Annotated in this window: 17 protein-coding genes; 10 read left to right on the top strand and 7 right to left on the bottom strand. The window is 71.0% G+C overall.

Translation table 11 applies throughout. The features are described 5' to 3' along the window. Nucleotides 1-6: 6 nt before the first annotated feature. Nucleotides 7-1,212 (bottom strand): TadA family conjugal transfer-associated ATPase, encoded by a 1,206-nt coding sequence (locus BFF78_RS19490; RefSeq protein WP_069779541.1) that lies wholly within the window; start codon nt 1,210-1,212, stop codon nt 7-9. Beyond that, nucleotides 1,209-2,315 (bottom strand): septum site-determining protein Ssd, encoded by a 1,107-nt coding sequence (gene ssd, locus BFF78_RS19495; protein WP_069779542.1) that lies wholly within the window; start codon nt 2,313-2,315, stop codon nt 1,209-1,211. Before ssd ends, BFF78_RS19490 begins: the two co-directional genes overlap by 4 nt. Before the next feature lie 593 nt (nt 2,316-2,908). On the opposite strand from ssd, the gene BFF78_RS19500 reads away from it, so the two are divergent. Further along, a complete protein-coding gene (locus BFF78_RS19500; protein WP_069779543.1) occupies nt 2,909-3,739 on the top strand; it encodes an HAD family hydrolase in 831 nt (276 codons plus the stop codon). Between the two features lie 363 nt (nt 3,740-4,102). Here BFF78_RS19500 and BFF78_RS19505 read toward each other — a convergent pair whose 3' ends face one another. Then, the gene (locus BFF78_RS19505) at nt 4,103-4,927 is read right to left on the bottom strand and encodes a Fic family protein (RefSeq protein WP_069779544.1); all 825 of its coding nucleotides are present in this window, start codon (nt 4,925-4,927) and stop codon (nt 4,103-4,105) included. 101 nt (nt 4,928-5,028) lie between these two features. On the opposite strand from BFF78_RS19505, the gene BFF78_RS19510 reads away from it, so the two are divergent. After that, the gene (locus tag BFF78_RS19510; RefSeq protein WP_193433498.1) at nt 5,029-6,021 is read left to right on the top strand and encodes an ATP-binding protein; all 993 of its coding nucleotides are present in this window, start codon (nt 5,029-5,031) and stop codon (nt 6,019-6,021) included. 44 nt (nt 6,022-6,065) lie between these two features. Here the strand turns inward: BFF78_RS19510 and BFF78_RS19515 are convergent, their stop codons facing one another. After that, a complete protein-coding gene (locus tag BFF78_RS19515) occupies nt 6,066-7,331 on the bottom strand; it encodes a polysaccharide deacetylase family protein (protein ID WP_069779545.1) in 1,266 nt (421 codons plus the stop codon). 280 nt (nt 7,332-7,611) lie between these two features. On the opposite strand from BFF78_RS19515, the gene BFF78_RS44820 reads away from it, so the two are divergent. The 6 genes from BFF78_RS44820 to BFF78_RS48275 all read left to right on the top strand — a co-directional run bounded on the left by BFF78_RS44820 (nt 7,612) and on the right by BFF78_RS48275 (nt 15,637). After that, complete coding sequence (locus tag BFF78_RS44820; protein ID WP_099054896.1) at nt 7,612-10,041, top strand: SulP family inorganic anion transporter; 2,430 nt, start codon at nt 7,612-7,614, stop codon at nt 10,039-10,041. Nucleotides 10,042-10,156: 115 nt separating this feature from the next. After that, entirely contained in the window at nt 10,157-12,112 is a 1,956-nt protein-coding gene (gene acs, locus BFF78_RS19525; RefSeq protein WP_069779546.1) for an acetate--CoA ligase, read from the top strand. A 190-nt stretch (nt 12,113-12,302) separates the two neighbouring features. Further along, entirely contained in the window at nt 12,303-13,745 is a 1,443-nt protein-coding gene (gene nhaA / locus BFF78_RS19530; RefSeq protein WP_069783679.1) for a Na+/H+ antiporter NhaA, read from the top strand. Between the two features lie 104 nt (nt 13,746-13,849). Then, nucleotides 13,850-14,338, top strand: a complete 489-nt coding sequence (locus tag BFF78_RS19535) for a phage holin family protein (RefSeq protein WP_069779547.1) — start codon at nt 13,850-13,852, stop codon at nt 14,336-14,338. Next, nucleotides 14,335-15,255, top strand: coding sequence for an alpha/beta fold hydrolase (locus BFF78_RS19540; RefSeq protein WP_069779548.1), 921 nt, complete (start codon nt 14,335-14,337; stop codon nt 15,253-15,255). The genes BFF78_RS19535 and BFF78_RS19540 overlap by 4 nt, the downstream gene beginning before the upstream one ends. Nucleotides 15,256-15,457: 202 nt before the next feature. Further along, a complete protein-coding gene (locus BFF78_RS48275; protein WP_079161387.1) occupies nt 15,458-15,637 on the top strand; it encodes a hypothetical protein in 180 nt (59 codons plus the stop codon). Nucleotides 15,638-15,673: 36 nt separating this feature from the next. Here the strand turns inward: BFF78_RS48275 and BFF78_RS19545 are convergent, their stop codons facing one another. The 3 genes from BFF78_RS19545 to nth form a co-directional block, all read right to left on the bottom strand. Then, a complete protein-coding gene (locus tag BFF78_RS19545; RefSeq protein WP_069779549.1) occupies nt 15,674-16,873 on the bottom strand; it encodes a MarP family serine protease in 1,200 nt (399 codons plus the stop codon). Nucleotides 16,874-16,989: 116 nt separating this feature from the next. Further along, on the bottom strand, nt 16,990-17,685 hold the full coding sequence (locus tag BFF78_RS19550) for an NUDIX hydrolase (protein WP_069779550.1): 696 nt from the start codon (nt 17,683-17,685) through the stop codon (nt 16,990-16,992). A 54-nt stretch (nt 17,686-17,739) separates the two neighbouring features. Further along, nucleotides 17,740-18,660, bottom strand: coding sequence for an endonuclease III (nth, locus tag BFF78_RS19555; RefSeq protein WP_069779551.1), 921 nt, complete (start codon nt 18,658-18,660; stop codon nt 17,740-17,742). 277 nt (nt 18,661-18,937) lie between these two features. Here nth and BFF78_RS19560 point away from each other — a divergent pair, with 277 nt between their 5' ends. Then, nucleotides 18,938-19,612 carry a Crp/Fnr family transcriptional regulator gene (locus tag BFF78_RS19560; protein ID WP_014674022.1) on the top strand — a complete coding sequence of 225 codons (675 nt, stop codon included), beginning with the start codon at nt 18,938-18,940 and terminating at the stop codon, nt 19,610-19,612. Nucleotides 19,613-19,726: 114 nt separating this feature from the next. Then, a complete protein-coding gene (locus BFF78_RS19565; RefSeq protein ID WP_069779552.1) occupies nt 19,727-20,551 on the top strand; it encodes a nucleotidyltransferase domain-containing protein in 825 nt (274 codons plus the stop codon). Nucleotides 20,552-20,611: the final 60 nt, after the last annotated feature.

Raw genomic sequence — 20,611 nt, forward strand, 5'->3', positions numbered from 1 at the left:
GACGTCTCACCGATCACTTCCCGCACCCCTCCCCGAGTCCGTTCCGGCGTCCAGGAGCCGCTCCAACCGCTCCCAGCCCCGCTCCCGTACGAAGGCCCGCTCGCCCCAGCGCAGGGCCGGCACCGTCCGGACCAGCCCTGTGGCGTCCCGCTCCAGTACGTGCACCTCGGCGATCCGGCGCCGCCCGGACCGGTCCCGTACGAGGTGCACGACCACGCAGAGCGCGGCCGCCAACTGGCTGTGCAGTGCCGCCCGGTCGAGCCCGGCGGCCGTGGCCAGCGCCTCCAGGCGGGCCGGGACGTCTCCGGCGGCATTGGCGTGGACCGTGCAACAGCCTCCGTCGTGGCCGGTGTTGAGCGCGGCGAGCAGATGAACGACCTCCGGTCCGCGGACCTCGCCGACGACCAGCCGGTCGGGCCGCATCCGCAGCGCCTGCCGGACGAGGTCCTCCAGGGTGACCAGACCTGCGCCCTCCTGGTTGGCGGGCCGGGTCTCCAGCCGGACGACATGCGGGTGGTCCGGTCGCAGCTCGGCCGAGTCCTCGGCGAGCACGATCCGCTCGCCCGGTCCGACCAGCCCCAGCAGGGCGCTGAGCAGGGTCGTCTTGCCGCTCCCGGTACCCCCGCTGACCAGGAAGGACAGCCGGGCCGCGAGCAACGCCCGCAGGATCCGGTCGCCACCGGGCGGCACCGTGCCGGCCTCGACCAGTTCCCGCAGGGTGAACGCCCGGGGCCGTACGACCCGCAGGGCCAGGCAGGTGCAGCCGACGGCGACCGGGGGCAGCACCGCGTGCAGCCGGGTACCGTCGGGCAGCCGGGCGTCCGCCCACGGCCGGGCGTCGTCCAGCCGGCGTCCGGCCACGGCGGCCAGGCGCTGCGCGAGGCGTCGTACGGCCGCCGCGTCCGGGAAGGCCACCGAGGTCAGCTCCAGGCCGCGGCCCCGGTCCACCCACACCCGGTCCGGTGCGGACACCAGGACGTCGGTGACGTCCGGATCGGCAAGCAGCGGCTCCAGGGGGCCGGTGCCGACGAGTTCGGACCTCAGCTGCCGGGCCGCGCCGAGGACTTCGGCGTCGCCGAGCACCCGGCCCTGTTCCCGCAGGGCCTGGGCCACGCGCGCGGGGGTGGGTTCGGCGCCGCTCTCGGCCAGCCGGCGCCGGACGCCGTCGAGCAGGGCGGCGCCGCCCGCGCGGTCGAGTCCGGGAAGGCTCATCGGGTGCCTCCGGCCTCGGCCAGCGCCCGCTCCCAGAAGTTCGCGCAGAAACGGGCCAGCGGGCCGCGTCCGCTCGCGCCGGGGGGTTTGACGCCACCCTGCGGGCGCAGCAGCGGCGTCTCGACCGGCACCTCCCCGGCCAGCGGCAGGCCGAGCAGGCGGGCGACCTCCTGGTCGTCCAGGCCCGGCGCGTACGGCCCGCGTACCGCTACGCGGAGGTCGCGGACGACCATGCCGACGGCGGAGGCGACCCTCCCGGCGGCGGCGACGGCGCGCAGTTCGGCGGGGACCACGAGCAGTGCCAGGTCGAGCTGGGCGAGGACTTCGGCGACCCCGTCGTCGAGGCGGCGGGGCAGGTCCACCACGACCGTGCCGCCGCGCCGCCGGGCGGCGGCGAGCACCGCGCGCACCGCTTGTGGCGGGACGGCGACGCAGTCGCCGCGGTCCCAGCTCAGCACACGCAGGGAGTGCAGTTCGGGCAGCGACTCCTCCAGGGCGCCGCCGCCGACCCGCCCTCGGGAGGCGGCGAAAGCGGGCCAGCGCAGTCCGTCGGCACTTTCACCGCCCAGGAGTACGTCGAGTCCGCCGCCCAGCGGATCGGCGTCCACAAGGAGGGTGCGCAGTCCCTCGCGCGCGGAGGTGACGGCGAGCGCGCACGCGAGCGTGGAGGCACCGGCCCCGCCTCGGCCGCCGATCACCCCGACGGTGAGGGCCGGCCGGCCCACCCCCTCGGCGACGTCGGCGATCCGGTCGACGAGCCACTGCTCGCCGTCGGGAAGCATCAGGACGTGGTCGGCGCCGATCTCCACGGCGCGTTGCCACACCCCCGAGTCGTCCTGGTCACGGCCGACCAGCACCACTCCGCGCCGGCGCGTGGCCCCGCAGACCCGGCGGGTGGCGTCGTCGCCGACCAGCACCAGCGGGGCCGTTTCCCAGCCACCGCCGTGTTCCGGTACGCCGTGGTGGACCTCGGGTGTGGCGCCGGCGGCCGCGCACAGGCGCAGCAGGTCGTCCAGGAGCACGGCGTCCTCGGTGACGATGAGCGGCCGGCCCGGCCGGTCCGAGGTGCCGGGCGGCGGGTCGTGGGTGACGGTTCCGGTCACGGGTGTTCCCCCTTCGCTGCACGGGCCGCACAGCCCCTTCGGCCACGCGATTCCCAAAGGTGTGAAGAACCGCCAAGCGGCCCCCCATATGAGCGGCCGGCAGAAACCGGCCATACGCGCTCCGGCAATCGGAACCGGCCATGAACTCGCCGCGGCCCGAGCGCGCTGGAATCACGGTGCAGCGATCGGCGAAATGATGTGGATCTTGGTGGAAAACTGTGGACAACTCGGCGGCTGTGAATATCGCCGTCACCCATACCGGTGACCTCTGTACCGATCCGTGTGCGACTTCCACAGCGCAGCGTGATGATTACCGGGAGTAACGAACCATGGGCGCGCGTCAGCGGCGGCCGCGGCGGCCCGCTGCCGGCTCCGCGGTCGCGTGAAGGAAGAGGAAGAAGGAGAAAACCCACCCGGACATGCGACGACCCCCGCCGGGGGGGAGAGCGGGGGTCGTCCCCACGGCCGACTCGGGGGGGGAGGAGCCGGACCGGGTTAGCACGGTCGCGAACGATCCGTGACTTCCATGGTGTACCCGAGAGCCCTCTCAGGCAAACCCACGCGCCCCACCTTACGCCGAATGGTGGGCGCCTATGCTCATGGACGTGGAAAACCACTCCTTGCCCCGCGCGGCGGCCTTCTTTGACCTGGACAAGACGGTCATTGCGAAGTCGAGCACGCTCACCTTCAGCAAGTCCTTCTACCAAGGTGGGCTGATCAACCGCAGGGCCGCGCTGCGAACCGCATATGCCCAGTTCGTCTTCCTGGTCGGCGGCCTGGATCACGACCAGATGGAGCGCATGCGCGAGTATCTGTCCGCCTTGTGCCGCGGTTGGAACGTGCAGCAGGTACGGGAGATCGTCGCCGAGACCCTGCACGACCTGATCGACCCGATCATCTACGACGAGGCCGCCTCCCTCATCGAGGAGCACCACTCGGCAGGGCGGGACGTGGTGATCGTGTCGACCTCGGGCGCCGAGGTGGTCGAGCCCGTCGGCGAACTGCTCGGCGCGGACCGGGTGGTGGCCACGCGGATGGTCGTCGGCGAGGACGGCTGCTTCACCGGTGAAGTGGAGTACTACGCCTACGGCCCGACCAAGGCCGAGGCGGTCCGGGAGCTGGCCGTGTCCGAGGGCTACGACCTCGACCGCTGCTACGCCTACAGCGACTCCGCGACCGATCTGCCGATGCTCCGGGAGGTCGGGCATCCGCACGCGGTGAACCCCGACCGGGCGCTGCGCCGCGAGGCGCTGGCGCAGGGGTGGCCGGTTCTGGAGTTCCGCCATCCGGTCCCGCTCAAGAAGCGGCTGCCCAGCTTCTCCGTACCGCCGCGGCCCGCACTGGTCGCCGCAGCGGCCATAGGAGCGGCGGCCGCGACCGCCGGCCTCGTCTGGTACGCCAGCCGGCGCCGGAACACCGCCTGACAGCGGAGCGCCACCTGCCCGGTGTCCGGTTCACCCCCGTTTGAACCTGCAAGTAAAGAACTGCAGGCAGGGCTTCCGGTTCCTCCGGGCTCGCGGTACAAAGGCCTTAGGCCCGCGAGACCAAAGGACATCCGAGAGGATCACCTACGATTACGCACTTGGCCCACGGACCACGCATGAACACCGGGCACCCACGCGACGTCGACCCGTCGATTACGGGCCAGCCGCACCAGGTGACGGGCAAAGTCCCCGACCTGATGGGCACATATCGAGGACGCTTGGTAACCCGGTGAGCATGCCAGCGGCGGTACGAGTCCTCGTACCGCCGCAACCCATGTCCGGGGCGATTTCCGGCCGGTTCGCTCAGGCCGCGCCGCGCTGCAGCGCCTCGCACACCGCCGTCGACTCGCGCGCCCCCAGCTCGATCGCCCTGCCGCAGTGCGCGATCCAGGCCGCCATGCCCTCGGGAGTGCCGGAGACGTATCCGTCCAGCGCCTCCAGATAGGCGGCGCGGCCCAGTTCGGCGTGGCCGACCTCGGCCGGGCAGATCGCCTTCGGGTCCAGGCCGCTGCCGATCAGGACGATCCGCTCGGCCGCCCGCGCGACCAGGCCGTTGTGGGACACGAAGGGCCGCAGCGCGAGCAGCTCGCCGTGCACCACGGCGGCCGTCACCAGCGCGGACGCGGACGTCCCGGTGATGATCAGGTCCGCGAGCCCCTCCAGCCGGCCCGAGACCTCCTGGGCGTGTGGCAGCGGCAGCTCGATCAGCGGCTCGTCCACCGGTTCACCGGCCTGGCGCGGCCTGCCGACCTCGTCGCCGTTGCTCGCCGCGGCCACCAGATGCAGCCGGGCCAGCACCCTGAGGGGCGACTGCCGCCAGATGGACAACAGCTGTCCCGCCTCGGCCGACAGCCTGAGGGCCGCGCCCATGACACGTGCCTCGGCGTCACCACTGAAGTCGGTGCGCCGCCGCACCTCCTCCAGGGCCCAGTCGGCACCGGACAGCGCCGCGGAGCCGCGGGCGCCGCGCAGGGCCGCCTCGGCGGTGATCTCGGTGCTGCGGCGTCGCATGATCCGGTGCCCGTAGACCCGGTCCACGGCCTTGCGCACGGACTCCACGGACTCGGCCACACCGGGCAGCGAGCCCAGGGCCGCGAGCGGGTCGGCGTTCGCGCCTGTCGTACTCATGAGTACGACCCTACGCACCCCATCGGCCGACCCCTCGAAGGAGTGGTCTTCTTCACTTCCACCTGACACATACAGCTATCACCCGACTACCGTTGGTGAACATGAAAATTGCTTTCGTCGGGAAGGGCGGCAGCGGCAAGACCACGCTCTCCTCCCTCTTCATCCGCCACCTCACGGCCGCCGGGGCCCCGGTGGTCGCCATCGACGCGGACATCAACCAGCACCTCGGGCCCGCGCTCGGCCTCGACGAGGCGGAGGCCGCCGCGCTGCCCGCCATGGGCGAACGGCTGCCGCTGATCAAGGACTATCTGCGCGGCGGCAACCCGCGCATCCACTCCGCCGCCACGATGATCAAGACAACCCCGCCCGGCGAGGGCTCGCGGCTGGTCCGGGTGCGCGAGCCCAACCCGATCTACGACGCCTGCGCGCGGCCCGTGGAACTCGACGGCGGCGCCGTCCGTTTGATGGTCACCGGCCCCTTCACGGACGCCGACCTGGGGGTCGCCTGCTACCACTCCAAGACGGGAGCGGTGGAGCTGTTCCTGAACCACCTCGTCGACGGCCCCGACGAGTACGTCGTGGTCGACATGACGGCGGGTTCGGACTCCTTCGCCTCCGGCATGTTCACCCGCTTCGACATGACGTTCCTCGTGGCCGAGCCGACCCGGAAGGGGGTCTCCGTCTACCGCCAGTACAAGGAGTACGCCCGCGACTTCGGCGTCGCCCTGAAGGTCGTCGGCAACAAGATCCAGGAACAGGACGACATCGACTTCCTGCGCGCGGAGGTCGGGGACGACCTGCTTGTGACGGTCGGGCGCTCGGACTGGGTGCGCGCCATGGAGAAGGGCCGACCGCCCCGGTTCGATCTCCTGGAGGAGGCCAACGCCCGTGCCCTGCGCGCCCTTCGGGTCGCCGCGGACGCCACGTACGAGCTGCGCGACTGGGAGCGCTACACCCGCCAGATGGTGCACTTCCACCTGAAGAACGCCGAGGCCTGGGGCAACGAACGCACCGGGGCCGACCTGGCGGCGCAGGTCGACCCCGCCTTCGTGCTCGGCGAAGGCGTCGGCGCGGAGGTCACAACTTCCGTGTGACACCTTCCTTTTGCGTGCGACGCCCCACCGCTCGCAGGTGACGCCTACTGCTTGACCGCCGGCGCCCCGGGCACGCCCTTCGGCGCCGGCGCCGGGCGGCCGGAGAGGAAGGACGCCCAGCCCTGCCTGGGAGCCTCACCCACGTTCAGGGTGCGCAGCTTCTCCAGGGTCTTCGGGTCCTGGGCGTCCAGCCAGTCGACCAGCTGGTGGAAGGACACACAGCGCACATCGGGCTTGTTGCACACTTCTTTTACCGTGTCCTCGACCGCGCGCATATAGGTGCCGCCGTTCCAGGACTCGAAGTGGTTGCCGATGATCAGCGGTGCGCGGTTGCCGTCGTAGGCTCGGTAGAAGCCCTTGACCAGGCCGTCGCGCATCTGCTCGCCCCAGTAGTCGAACTTGTCCGGGTCCCCCTGGGTCTTGGTGCCCGACTGGTTGACCATGAAGTTGTAGTCCATGGTCAACTGCTCGAAGGTGTGCCCGGGGAAGGGCACCAGCTGCATCGACAGATCCCACAGGCCCTTCTTCTTCTTGGGCCAGACCTGGTTGTTGACGCCGCTGGAGTCATAGCGGAAGCCCAACTGGCGGGCAGCCTTCATGAAGTTCTTCTGACCCTCGAGGCAGGGTGTGCGGGCGCCGATCAGCTCCTTGTCGTAGTCGAAGGGCAGCGGGGACGACTGTTTCATGCCGGTATTGGTCTTCCAGGTCCTCACGAACTGCTTGGCCTGGGCGATCTCGCTCTTCCACTCGTCCACCGACCAGGTGCCGACCCCGCCGTCGGGCCCGCAGAAATGGCCGTTGAAGTGGGTACCGATCTCATTGCCCTCCAGCCAGGCCAGCCGTGCCTGCTTGACGGTGGCGGCGATCCCCTTCTCGTCGTTGAAACCGATGTCGGAGCTGCCCGGCGAGTGCTGTGGCGGCTTGTACAGCTTGCGCTTCTCCTCCGGCAGCAGGTACACGCCGCTGAGGAAGTACGTCATGGTGGCGTGGTTCTCCTTGGCAACCTCGCGGAAGTGCGAGAACAGCTTCTGGCTGTCCTCGCCCGCGCCGTCCCAGGAGAACACCACGAACTGCGGCGGTTTCTGTCCGGGCTTCAGCCGCTCGGGTCTGGGCAGATACGGCTGCGCCCCGGTGAACGCGGTCGATCCGTCGCCGATCAACCGGAAGACATTCTTGGGGACGGCCGCCCCTTTCTGCGGGCCGTGCGCCCCTTCCTTCGGACCATTGGAGCCGGTCGCGCAACCGGCGAGCGACGAGGCACAGGCCGCGGCGACCATGATGCCGACGGCGATCCTCTGGGTGGCGGCCATGTTCCGCCCACCTTCTTCCTTCTCTCGGGTACACGCTGACGAGGGCTGCTTTCTGGTGATGCGCCGGGATTGAACCCGCAGCGTCGCCAAGGTCGCACGGGCGCGAGAAGGAATTAGTACGACAAGCCGATCAAATGATTAGTTCACTCATGCGAGCGATCGGCTGGGCTATTTGCCCCCAAAAGTTATGCATCGTCTTTACTTTCCATTACGTTTCCTTTACTGGTGTTGATCCATCCCGCCCAGTCCGCGTCCGTGCCGCCCCGGAGGAGACGGGACCATGTCAGCCTGCGCACCCCCGCACACCGACCTGTCCGCGTCCGTCGCGGTCTTCCTGATCGCCCTGCCCCTGTCCCTGGGCATCGCCCTGGCCACCGGCGCTCCGCTCCAGGCCGGTCTCGTCGCCGCCGCCGTGGGCGGACTCGTCGCCGGCCGGTTCGGCGGCTGCCCGCTCCAGGTCAGTGGTCCCGCAGCCGGACTCACCGTGGTCACCGCCGACTTGATCCACCGCTACGGCTGGCGGGCGACCTGTGGCATCACCGTCCTCGCCGGACTCGCCCAGCTCGGCCTCGGCTGTCTGCGGGTGGCGCGCGGCGCGCTCGCGGTCAGCCCGGCCGTCGTGCACGGCATGCTCGCGGGGATCGGCCTCACCATCGCCGTCGCCCAGCTGCACATCGTCCTCGGCGGCAGCCCGGACAGCTCCGTCCTCGCCAACCTCCGTGCTCTGCCGCACCAGTTGACCCATCTGCATCCGGCAGCCGTCTCGATGAGCACCCTGACGCTCGCCCTGCTGCTGGTCTGGCCCCGCCTGCCCGGGCGCGTCGGCCGACTGCTCCGGAGCGCGCCGGCCGCCCTCGTCGCCGTCACCGGGGCCACCGCCACGGCGGCCCTCACGGGCCTGGCCCTGCCCCGGGTCGACCTGCCGTCCTGGCGCAGCCACGCCCTGGCCGGACTGCCCGAGGGTCCCGTGCTCGGACTCGCCGCCGCCGTGCTCACCACCACCCTGGTGTGCAGCGTGCAGTCGCTGCTCGGCGCGGTGGCCGTGGACAAGCTGGCCGCGGCCCGCCCCGGCCGCCTCCCCGCCGTCGGCCGCTCCGACCTCGACCGGGAGCTGCTGGGTCAGGGCGCCGCGAACATCGTCTCGGGAGCGCTCGGCGGACTGCCGGTCGCGGGGGTGGCCGTGCGCAGTACCGCGAATGTGAAATCCGGTGCCGTGAGCCGGAACTCCACGATGCTGCACGGCGTTCTCGTAGTAGTCGCCGCGCTGCTGATGGTCCCGATCCTGGAGGAGATCCCGCTCGCCTCCCTCGCCGCCCTGGTGATGGCCGTCGGCATCCAGATGGTGTCCCTGCACCACATCCGCACGGTGACGCGCCACCGCGAAGTGCTGGTCTACGCCGCGACCACACTCGGCGTGGTGCTCCTCGGCGTCCTTCAGGGCGTGCTCCTCGGGGTCGCCGTGGCCGTCGCCGTCGCCCTGCACCGCCTCACCCGTACCCGCATCACCCATGAAGAGAGGGAAGGAGTCCAATACGTAAGAATCCGAGGCCAGTTGACCTTCCTGGCGGTGCCCCGGCTCAGCCGAGCCCTGCATCTCGTACCCCAAGGCGCCCACGCCGTCGTGGAGTTGGACGGGTCGTTCATGGACCACGCGGCGTACGAGTCACTGCAGGACTGGCGCAGCACCCACACCGCCCGCGGCGGTACGGCCGAGCTGTCGGGCCGACGCGGCGGAGTCCGGATCGCCGAACCGACCCCGCCCACCGGACCGAGTGCAACCGCCCAGCAAACCCCGTCCACCGGGCCGAACCCAAGCGCCGAGCAGACCCCGCCCACCGGCCCGAACCCAACCGCCGAGCAGACCCCGCCCACCGGACCGACCCAGACCACCGATCCAACCCCATCCACCGACCCGAACCCATCGACTTCCACCGGGAGGCCCGCGTCCGCCGCCTGCCGGTGCCGGCCCTGGACGCCCTGGCGTGGTCACCGGGCCTGCTTCCCGGAGGCCGCAGGCGCCCCGGCCGAGCGGGAGGCCGGGCACGAACTGGTCCGTGGGGTCGGCTCGTTCCAGCGCAACACCGCGCCGCTGGTGCGGGACGAGCTGGCGCGGCTCGCCCGGGAGGGCCAGCGGCCCGCCCAGCTCTTCCTCACCTGTGCCGACTCGCGGCTCGTCACGTCGATGATCACCGCCAGTGGTCCCGGCGACCTGTTCGTCGTCCGCAACGTCGGCAATCTGGTGCCGATGCCGGGCGAGGAGCACGGCGACGACTCGGTGGCGGCCGCCGTCGAGTACGCCGTGGAGGTACTGAAGGTGAGGTCCATCAGCGTGTGCGGGCACTCCGGGTGCGGGGCGATGCAGGCGCTGCTGACCGCCGGGCCCGGGGGTGCGGCGACACCGCTGGGGCGGTGGCTCAGGCACGGCCTGCCGAGCCTGGCAAGGATGGCCGACGCCCGGCCCCGGCTGGCCGGGCGGGCGCCGGCCGACGCGGTGGAGCAACTGTGCCTGACCAACGTGGTCCAGCAGTTGGAACACCTGCGGGCACACGCCCCGGTCGGGCGGGCGCTGGCGGCCGGGACGCTGGAGCTGCACGGGATGTACTTCGACGTGGGCGAGGCGCAGGCCTATCTGCTCGGTCGAAACGGGACGGTGTTCGAGGGCGTGAGAGAGAACGGGAGCGCGGCGGAGGAACTGCGCAGTCCGCTGTGAACGATCACCGCAGAGAGGTCTACACCAATTCGGCCGTGGACTCTTGTCATCGGACCCTCTCGTCTGATGAGCTGTGGCCTGGGACACAACGGACACCCTTGGAGAGGGAGATGTCGTGAGCAACGAAAGCCTGGCCAACCTGCTGAAGGAAGAACGCAGGTTCGCGCCGCCCGCCGACCTGGCCGCGCACGCCAACGTCACCGCGGAGGCGTATGCACAGGCCAAGGCTGACAGGCTCGGCTTCTGGGCCGAGCAGGCCCGTCGGCTGACCTGGGCCAAGGAACCGACCGAGACGCTGGACTGGTCGAACCCTCCGTTCGCGAAGTGGTTCAAGGACGGCGAGTTGAACGTCGCGTACAACTGCGTGGACCGGCATGTGGAGGCCGGGCACGGCGACCGTGTCGCCATCCACTTCGAGGGTGAGCCCGGCGACAGCCGCTCGATCACCTACGCCGAGCTGAAGGACGAGGTCTCCAAGGCGGCCAACGCGCTGCTGGAGCTGGGTGTCCGCAAGGGCGACCGGGTCGCCATCTACATGCCGATGATCCCGGAGACGGCGATCGCGATGCTGGCCTCCGCCCGGATCGGCGCCGCGCACTCGGTGGTCTTCGGCGGCTTCTCGGCCGACGCCCTCGCGACCCGTATCCAGGACGCGGACGCGAAGGTCGTCATCACCGCCGACGGCGGCTACCGGCGCGGCAAGCCCTCCGCGCTGAAGCCGGCCGTGGACGAGGCGATCGCCAAGGTCGACAACGTCAAGCACGTGCTGGTGGTGCGCCGTACCGGCCAGGACGTGGCCTTCGACGCCGAGCGGGACGTCTGGTGGCACGAGTTGGTGGAGCGGCAGTCCGCCGAGCACACCCCGGAGGCGTTCGAGGCGGAGCACCCGCTGTTCATCCTCTACACCTCCGGCACGACCGGTAAGCCGAAGGGCATCCTGCACACCTCGGGCGGATTCCTCACCCAGACGGCATACACCCACTGGGCGGTCTTCGACCTCAAGCCGGAGACGGACGTGTACTGGTGCACGGCCGACGTCGGCTGGGTCACCGGGCACTCGTACATCGTGTACGGCCCGCTGGCCAACGGCGCGACGCAGGTCATGTACGAGGGCACGCCGGACACCCCGCACCAGGGCCGGTTCTGGGAGATCGTGCAGAAGTACGGGGTCACGATCCTCTACACCGCGCCGACGGCGATCCGGACGTTCATGAAGTGGGGCGACGACATCCCCGCGAAGTTCGACCTGTCCTCCCTGCGCGTCCTCGGTTCGGTGGGCGAGCCCATCAACCCCGAGGCGTGGATCTGGTACCGCAAGAACATCGGCGCGGACAAGACGCCCGTCGTGGACACCTGGTGGCAGACCGAGACGGGCGCGATGATGATCTCGCCGCTGCCCGGCGTCACCCACGCCAAGCCCGGCTCCGCGCAGACCCCGCTGCCCGGCATCAGCGCGACCGTCGTCGACGACGAGGCCAACGAGGTGCCCCACGGCGGCGGTGGCTACCTGGTGCTGACCGAGCCGTGGCCGTCGATGCTGCGCACCATCTGGGGCGACGACCAGCGGTTCATCGACACGTACTGGTCCCGGTTCGAGGGCAAGTACTTCGCCGGTGACGGCGCGAAGAAGGACGACGACGGCGACATCTGGCTGCTGGGCCGGGTGGACGATGTGATGCTCGTCTCCGGGCACAACATCTCCACCACCGAGGTGGAGTCGGCGCTCGTCTCCCACCCGTCGGTCGCCGAGGCGGCCGTCGTCGGTGCCGCCGACGAGACCACCGGCCAGGCGATCGTGGCGTTCGTGATCCTGCGCGGTACGGCGGCGGAGACCGAGGCGCTCGTCGGCGAGCTGCGCGACCACGTGGGCGCCACGCTCGGCCCGATCGCCAAGCCCAAGCGGATCCTGCCGGTGGCGGAGCTGCCGAAGACCCGCTCCGGCAAGATCATGCGCCGCCTGCTGCGGGACGTGGCCGAGAACCGCCAGCTCGGTGACGTGACCACGCTGACCGACAGCACGGTCATGGACCTGATCCAGGCCAAGCTGCCGGCCGCGCCCAGCGAGGACTAGGCGGAAACGGCAGCATGAGGCGCCCGGTGCCGCACCGGGCGCCCTCTTTTCGTTCGCTCAACTAACTTCCGGCGTCAAAATAGAGTAAAATGGCGATCTCAGGGTGTGCCGGGAAGTCTGGTCGGCGACGCCGTCGGCGATCCCGGGCGACGGCGTGATCATCGCCGTACCGACCCCGGAGGTTCCCGCCGTGGCCGCCACCCGCACCCCGAAAGCCCCCCGCAAGGCCCTCGGCCGGCTCTCCCTGCCCGAGCGGGCCTTCGTCGCGGACGCGCTGCGTACCGAGACCATCGGCGGTGTTCTGCTGCTGCTCGCGGCCGTAGCGGCACTGCTCTGGGCGAACATCCCCGCCCTGCATCACAGCTACGAGTCGGTCAGCCACTTCCGTTTCGGCCCCGGCGCGCTCGGCCTGAACCTCTCCGCGGCCCACTGGGCCGCCGACGGCCTGCTCGCGGTGTTCTTCTTCGTCGCCGGTATCGAGCTCAAGCGCGAGCTGGTCGCCGGGGACCTGCGCGACCCCAGGGCAGCAGTGCTGCCCGTGGTGGCGGCGCTGTGCGGCATGGCCGTACCGGCGCTCGTCTACACCCTCACCAATCTCACCGGGCACGGCTCGGCACAGGGCTGGGCGGTGCCCACCGCCACCGACATCGCCTTCGCGCTCGCCGTCCTCGCGGTCATCGGCACCTCCCTGCCCAGCTCGCTGCGCGCCTTCCTGCTCACCCTCGCGGTCGTCGACGACCTGTTCGCGATCCTGATCATCGCGATCTTCTTCACCGACCGCCTGAACTTCGCCGCGCTCGGCGGGGCCGCCGCCGGACTGGTGGTCTTCTGGCTGCTGCTGCGCAAGGGAGTGCGCGGCTGGTACGTGTACGTGCCGCTCGCGGTGGTGATCTGGGCGCTGATGTACAACAGCGGCGTCCACGCCACCATCGCGGGCGTGGCGATGGGCCTGATGCTGCGCTGCACCACCCGGGAGGGTGAGCAGCACTCGCCGGGCGAACACATCGAGCACCTGGTGCGGCCCCTGTCGGCCGGACTGGCCGTGCCGGTGTTCGCGCTGTTCAGCGCCGGGGTGACGATCTCCGGCGGGGCGCTCGGGGATGTGTTCACCAAGCCGGAGACACTGGGTGTGGTGCTGGGTCTCGTCGTCGGCAAGACGATCGGCATCTTCGGCGGCACCTGGCTCACCGCCCGCTTCACCCGCGCCTCCCTCAGCGAGGACCTCGCCTGGGCCGACGTCTTCGCGGTGGCCTCCCTCGCCGGGATCGGCTTCACCGTCTCGCTGCTCATCGGCGAACTGGCCTTCGCCGGGGACGCCGTCCTCACCGACGAGGTCAAGGCCGCCGTCCTCACCGGATCACTGATCGCGGCGGTGTGCGCGACGGCGCTGCTGAAGATACGGAACGCCAAGTACCGCAGGCTGTGCGAGGAAGAGGACCGCGACGAGGACCACGACGGCATCCCGGACATCTACGAGCAGGACGACCCGGCCTATCACCTGCGCATGGCCGAGATCCACGAGCGCAAGGCCGCCGAACACCGGCGGATCGCCGCCGAGCGGGCGGCCGCGGCGCGCCACGGGCTTCAGGAAGTGCCGGGCGGGGCAGGCGAGGAGGACAACTGTCCGGCATGATCTGACGAGACGGTACAAAACTAGACGCCACAGGAGCAGGCCCGCCGGCCGCGCATGACGGCACGGCACACCTGCGGCACGAGAGACCTCTGAGGGAGAACGCGATGAGCGCACCCGACGGCAGCCCGGTCGGCGCCGAACGCAGCATCGGCCAGCTGTTCGCCTCGGCGACGACCGAATTGTCGGCGCTGGTGCATGACGAGATCGCCCTGGCCAAGGCCCAGCTGAAGCAGGACGTCAAGCGCGGCGCGACCAGCGGCGGCGCGTTCACTGCGGCCCTGGTGCTGCTCGTCTTCTCGCTCCCGATGCTCAACTTCGCCCTCGCCTACGGCATCCGGACCTGGAGCCACTGGAACCTGGCGGTCTGCTTCCTGCTGTCCTTCGCGGCGAACGTGCTCATCGCCGGGCTCCTCGCGCTGATCGGCGTGGTGTTCGCGAAGAAGGCCAAGAAGGGCCAGGGAGCGCAGAAGGTGGCCGCCTCGATGAAGGAGACGGCGGGCGTGCTGCAGAACGCCAAGCCGCACCCGCGTGCGGAACTGCCCGAGGACCGGACCCTCGCGGCCATCGAGGCTGTGGCACGCTCACAGTCATGACCGACCCCGCCCCCTCGGCCGTACGGATCGAAGGTCCCTGGATGCACAGGGACGTCGCCGCGAACGGCGCGCGCTTCCACATCGCCGAGCTCGGCGACGGCCCCCTGGTGCTGCTGCTGCACGGTTTCCCGCAGTTCTGGTGGACCTGGCGCCACCAGCTGGTGGCCCTCGCCGACGCGGGCTACCGGGCGGTGGCGATGGACCTGCGGGGCGTCGGCGGCAGCGACCGCACACCCCGCGGGTACGACCCCGCCAACCTCGCGCTCGACGTCACCGGCGTGATCCGCTCGCTCGGCGAGCCGGACGCGGCGGTGGTCGGCCATGACCTGGGCGGCTATCTGGCGTGGACGGCGGCGGCGATGCGGCCCAAGCTGGTGCGGCGCCTCGCCGTGGTGTCGATGCCGCATCCACGGCGCTGGCGCGCGGCGATGCTGCGCGACGCCCGACAGACGGCCGCCAACTCCTACATCTGGGGCTTCCAGCGGCCGTGGATTCCGGAGCGTCAACTCACCGCGGACGGCGGTGCGCTGGTGGGCCGGCTGATCCGGGAGTGGTCCGGGCCGCGGCCGCCGGAGGACGAGGCGGTGGAGGCCTACCAGCGGGCCATGTGCATCCCGTCGACCGCGCACTGCGCGATCGAGCCGTACCGCTGGCTGGTGCGCTCGCTGGCCCGCCCGGACGGCATCCAGTTCAACCGCAGGATGAAGCGGCCGGTGCGGGTGCCCACACTGCATCTGCACGGCTCACTGGACCCGGTGACGCGCACGCGCAGCGCCGCCGGTTCGGGCGAGTACGTCGAAGCGCCGTACCGCTGGCGCCTGTTCGACGGCCTCGGCCACTTCCCGCACGAGGAGGACCCGGCGGCGTTCTCCACCGAACTGGTCAACTGGCTGAAGGATCCCGAGCCCGACCGGTGACGTACACCGGTGAGGTAAACCGGAGCCCATGAGGTTCACCCGTACCGGTGATGGGCATCGGTGACCGTACGGTGCCGGTTCGATGCGTGGAGTACCCGGTTGCTGAACAGTTGTCCCCCGAACGGCCACATGCCTGCCGCATAGGCCAATTGGACGGCGCTCAGGCGGTTATCGACCTTCGGGCGGGGGCACACGTCGGGGTATGGGCTGGACGCACGACTACAGTGACGCACCCCGCAACCGGCGCTCGGCCGCCGGTATGAGCGCGCCTCAGCGAGGCAACGCGCAACTCGCGGAAGGGGACCTCCGCGTGGGAATTCCGCGCATCCTGCGCCGCCGGGCGCGCTGGGTCTCGATGCGTCTGCGTCACCCGCGCGGCTGACGCCGCGCCCGGCAGGAGGGTCACCCCTCCTGAGGGTCACAGGGCGCAGCTGTCCGTACCCACCTGCTCGTTCGCCGTACGTCCCTTTGCGATGTCGGGCTGGATCTCGTCCGACGTGAGGGCGTAACCGGTCTCGGCGTCGTCGAGGGACTTGGCGAAGACCACGCCGTACACCCGGCCGTCGGGGGTGAGCAGCGGACCGCCCGAGTTGCCCTGGCGGACGACCGTGTACAGCGAGTAGACGTCACGGCGGACGGTGCCGCGGTGGTAGATGTCCGGGCCGTTGGCCGTGATGCGCCCGCGCACGCGCGCGGCGCGCACGTCGTACGAGCCGTTCTCCGGGAAGCCCGCGACGATCGCGCCGTCGCCGCCGGCCGCCTCGTGGGCGGAGAACTTCAGGGCGTGCGCCTTCAGGTCGGGTACGTCGAGCACGGCGATGTCGCGCTTCCAGTCGTACAGGACGACCTTGGCGTCGTACCTGCGGCCCTCGCCGCCTATCTGCACGGTGGGGGCGTCGACGCCGCCCACCACGTGCGCGTTGGTCATGACCCGGCGGTCGGCGAAGACGAAGCCGGTGCCCTCCAGGACCTTGCCGCAGCTCTGGGCGGTGCCGGTGACCTTGACGATGGACCGCTGGGCGCGCAGGGTGACCGGGCTGTTCGCAAGGGCCGGGTCGGGCGGCTGGACGTCCTTGATCGGCTCGTTGGCGAACGGGCTGAAGACCTGCGGGAGGCCGTTCTGGGCGAGGACGGAGGAGAAGTCCGCGAACCAGGTGTCGGCCTGTGCGGGCAGCGCCCGGGAGACACCCAGGAGCACCTTGGAGCCGCGGACCTCCCTGCCGAGCGTGGGCAGGGTGGTGCCGGCCAGGGCGGACCCGATCAGCCAGGCCACGAGCAGCATGGCGACGACGTTGACCAGGGCGCCGCCGGTGGCGTCCAGGGCGCGGGCCGGGGACCACGTGATGTACCGGCGGAGCTTGTTGCCGAGGTGGGTGGTCAGAGCCTGGCCGACGGAGGCGCAGACGATGACGACGACCACGGCGACCACGGCGGCGGTGGTGCCGACGTTCGCGTTGTCCGTCACGGCGTCCCAGATCACCGGCAGCGTGTACACGGCGACGAGGCCACCGCCCAGGAACCCGATCACCGACAGGATGCCGACGACGAAGCCCTGGCGATAGCCCACGACCGCGAACCACACGGCCGCAACCAGCAACAGGATGTCCAGCACGTTCACTGCTTCAGGCCTCGCCTACTCACTCCGGTCCCCGCAGCCCGGCCGGAGGTCCGGCCCGCCACGCAGTGGCACAGGGACCCAGCGTCCCCCGGGAAACACCGCACGGGATCACCCTGTCACGACCGCCAGTCGAGTGGGACCTGCTTGTCCGTGTCCCAGGGGCGCTCCCAGCCCGCGAAATGCAGCAGGCGGTCGATCACTCCGGCCGTGAAACCCCACACCAGGGCCGATTCGACCAGGAATGCCGGGCCTCGATGGCCGCTGGGGTGGACGGTGGTGGCGCGGTTGGCGGGGTCCGTGAGATCCGCCACGGGGACCGTGAAAACGCGTGCCGTCTCGTTCGGATCGACGACGCCGACGGGGCTGGGCGCACGCCACCAGCCGAGTACGGGGGTGACGACGAAACCGCTCACCGGGATGTACAGCGCGGGGAGCACGCCGAAGAGCTGGACGCCGGAGGGATCCAGGCCGGTCTCCTCCTCGGCCTCGCGCAGCGCGGCTCTGAGCGGCCCGTCGGTGTGCGGGTCGCCGTCCTCGGGGTCGAGCGCGCCACCCGGGAAGGACGGCTGCCCGGCGTGCGAGCGCAGCGAGCCGGCCCGCTCCATCAGCAGCAGCTCCGGGCCGCGCTCGCCCTCGCCGAACAGGATCAGCACGGCCGACTTCCGCCCCGAGCCGTTCTCCGGCGGCAGGAAGCGGCTCAGCTGGAGCGGCTCGACCGTCTCGGCGGCCCGCACCACGGGCGCCAGCCACTGCGGCAGCCCCTCCTTGCTGAGCGTCACCGCACCGCCCCGCGTCTCACTGGCCCTCGCCATCGCCACCCCCCTCGCCCTGCCTGTCCAACGCCCGAGGAGCCCGAGATCGTTCCGTCACGCGGCCCCCAGCGGCGGAGCCGGCTTGCCGCCCGCGTCGAGGTAGGCCTGCGGGGGCTTGAGGCGCTGGCCGGGGAAGCCGCCCTTTTCGTACTTCAGCAGCTTCTTCGCCTTCTCCGGGTCGGTCTCGCCCTCGCCGTAGGCCGGGCAGAGCGGGGCGATCGGGCAGGCGCCGCAGGCGGGCTTGCGGGCGTGGCAGATCCGGCGGCCGTGCCAGATGACGTGGTGGGAGAGGTCGGTCCAGTCGCTCTTCGGGAACAGCGCGCCTACGACGGCCTCGATCTTGTCGGGGTCGGTCTCCTCGGTCCACTTCCAGCGCCGCACCAGCCGCTGGAAGTGGGTGTCCACGGTGATCCCGGGCCGCCCGAAGGCGTTGCCGAGCACGACGAAGGCGGTCTTGCGGCCGACGCCGGGCAGCTTGACCAGGTCCTCCAGCCTTCCCGGCACCTCGCCGCCGAAGTCCTCGGTCAGGGCCTTGGAAAGCCCTAGCACCGACTTGGTCTTGGCCCGGAAGAACCCGCAGGGGCGCAGGATCTCCTCGACCTCCTCCGGGTTCGCGGCGGCCAGGTCCTCGGGGGTCGGGTACTTGGCGAAGAGCGCCGGGGTCGTCTGGTTGACGCGCAGGTCCGTGGTCTGCGCCGACAGCACCGTGGCGACCAGCAGCTGGAAGGGGTTTTCGAAGTCCAGCTCGGGGTGCGCGTACGGATACACCTCGGCGAGTTCGCGGTTGATGCGGCGGGCGCGGCGGACGAGTGCGGTGCGGGACTCGTCCGCCGACGGCCTCACGGCGACCTTCTTGGCGGACGCCGCCTTCTTCACCGCCACGGGCTTGCCGGTCGCCACGGCTTTCTTGGCCGGGGTGACCTTTTTTGCTGTTTTTCCGGTTTTCCTACCATCGCCGGAGCTCTGTTCGCCCACAGCAGAATCGCGACGTACAACCACCCGCTAAGCCCCCTTGGCCTGTGCTCTCACCGGCGATTTGGACACCCGGCCAGCCTAAAGCCCGGCACCGACATCCGCCCCGGACCCGAAGGATCGGGCCCCGATTGGACCCCTGACGCTTACCTCGGGACACCTGTGCGGCATCCTTGTGACAGATCACACTGTTTGGACCGTCCGGCAAAATGGGGAACACGGTCCCCTGGCACACCGGGGGAGCAAGATCCCCTGAGCAGGTCGACAAGGAGAGAACTCAGTGGACGACGTTCTGCGGCGCAACCCGCTCTTCGCGGCTCTCGACGACGAGCAGGCCGCGGAGCTTCGCGCCTCCATGAGCGAGGTGACCCTCGCACGCGGCGACTCGCTGTTCCACGAGGGCGACCCCGGCGACCGGCTGTACGTAGTCACCGAGGGCAAGGTCAAGCTGCACCGCACCTCCCCCGACGGCCGCGAGAACATGCTCGCCGTCGTCGGCCCCGGCGAGCTGATCGGCGAGCTGTCGCTCTTCGACCCGGGCCCCCGTACGGCGACCGCGACCGCGCTGACCGAGGTCAAGCTGCTCGGTCTCGGCCACGGCGACCTCCAGCCCTGGCTGAACGCCCGCCCCGAGGTGGCCGGCGCCCTGCTGCGGGCCGTCGCCCGCCGTCTGCGCAAGACCAACGACGCCATGTCCGACCTGGTCTTCTCCGACGTCCCCGGCCGCGTGGCGCGCGCCCTGCTGGACCTCTCGCGCCGCTTCGGCGTGCAGTCCGAGGAGGGCATCCACGTCGTCCACGACCTCACCCAGGAGGAGCTGGCCCAGCTGGTCGGCGCCTCACGCGAGACCGTGAACAAGGCGCTGGCGGACTTCGCCCAGCGCGGGTGGCTCCGCCTGGAGGCGCGAGCCGTGATCCTGCTGGACGTGGAGAGGCTGGCGAAGCGCTCGCGCTGACGCCGGTCCCGGCCGTACGACCTCGGGGTCCGCTTCTCGCAAGCCGGGCCCCGCTGTCGTTGCCGCCCGGAGGGCTGCCGCCCCCGGACGGGCTCGGGCCGGCACGGTTGCCCCATGGCTGAAACGATCCGTCGGCCCGGGCTCGACGCCCAGGGCTTCATCGCGCGCGAAGGCTCCCTCGCGCGCGTGCCCGCCGTTTTCCGTCCGGTCGTGGCCGCCGCGCGCGACCGGCTGCCGGAGGTCCTCGGGGCGCGGCTGCACAGCGCCTACCTCTACGGGTCGATCCCGCGCGGCACCGCGCGCGTGGGCCGCAGTGACCTGGACCTGCTGGTGGCGCTCCGGGACACGCCCGCCGAGGCCGACCGGGACGCCGTACGGGCGCTCGGTGAGGCGATCGACACGGAGTTCCCGCAGATCGACGGCGTGGGCACGCTGCTGTACGGCTGGCAGCGGCTGCTGAGCGAGCCGGAGCGGCAGGACCTGGGCTGGTTCGTCGCCTGTCTGTGCACCCCGCTGCTCGGCGAGGACCTCGCCGCATACCTGCCGCGCTACCGCCCCGACTCCCTGCTCGCCCGCGAGACCAACGGCGACCTGGCCCGGTGGCTGCCCCGCTGGCGGGAGCGGATCGCGCGAGCCGGGGACACCGAGGCGGCCCGCAGGCCGCTCGTGCGCTTCATGTCCCGGCATCTCGTCCGCACGGGCTTCACGCTCGTCATGCCCCGCTGGAACGGCTGGACCAGCGATCTGCGGGAGATGGCCGAGGTGTGCGGCGCCTACTACCCCGAGCGGGCCGCACAGCTGCTTACAGCGGCGCGGTACGGCCATGAGCCCGTCGGCGATCCCGAGGTGCTGCGGTCGTACGTGGACGACCTGGGGCCCTGGCTCGCCGGCGAGTACGCGCGCGTGCACGGCGTGAAGACCCCGCGCCCGGAGGACTGACGGGGAGCCGTTCAGGCCACCTGACTCCGAGGGCGGCCTTACTGTGAGGCGAGTCACAGC

Source organism: Streptomyces fodineus (genome assembly GCF_001735805.1).
Classification (GTDB): domain Bacteria; phylum Actinomycetota; class Actinomycetes; order Streptomycetales; family Streptomycetaceae; genus Streptomyces; species Streptomyces fodineus.

Excerpts from the sequence above, each read along its gene's own strand:
- BFF78_RS48275 (WP_079161387.1), top strand. The coding sequence starts at position 15,458 with ATGGGCTGGACGCACGACTACAGTGACGCACCCCGCAACCGGCGCTCG.
- BFF78_RS19540 (WP_069779548.1), top strand. The coding sequence starts at position 14,335 with ATGACCGACCCCGCCCCCTCGGCCGTACGGATCGAAGGTCCCTGGATG.
- BFF78_RS19505 (WP_069779544.1), bottom strand. The coding sequence starts at position 4,927 with ATGAGTACGACAGGCGCGAACGCCGACCCGCTCGCGGCCCTGGGCTCG.
- BFF78_RS19490 (WP_069779541.1), bottom strand. The coding sequence starts at position 1,212 with ATGAGCCTTCCCGGACTCGACCGCGCGGGCGGCGCCGCCCTGCTCGAC.
- BFF78_RS19515 (WP_069779545.1), bottom strand. The coding sequence starts at position 7,331 with ATGGCCGCCACCCAGAGGATCGCCGTCGGCATCATGGTCGCCGCGGCC.
- BFF78_RS44820 (WP_099054896.1), top strand. The coding sequence starts at position 7,612 with ATGTCAGCCTGCGCACCCCCGCACACCGACCTGTCCGCGTCCGTCGCG.
- BFF78_RS19550 (WP_069779550.1), bottom strand. The coding sequence starts at position 17,685 with ATGGCGAGGGCCAGTGAGACGCGGGGCGGTGCGGTGACGCTCAGCAAG.
- BFF78_RS19535 (WP_069779547.1), top strand. The coding sequence starts at position 13,850 with ATGAGCGCACCCGACGGCAGCCCGGTCGGCGCCGAACGCAGCATCGGC.
- BFF78_RS19565 (WP_069779552.1), top strand. The coding sequence starts at position 19,727 with ATGGCTGAAACGATCCGTCGGCCCGGGCTCGACGCCCAGGGCTTCATC.
- BFF78_RS19500 (WP_069779543.1), top strand. The coding sequence starts at position 2,909 with ATGCTCATGGACGTGGAAAACCACTCCTTGCCCCGCGCGGCGGCCTTC.
- BFF78_RS19510 (WP_193433498.1), top strand. The coding sequence starts at position 5,029 with ATGAAAATTGCTTTCGTCGGGAAGGGCGGCAGCGGCAAGACCACGCTC.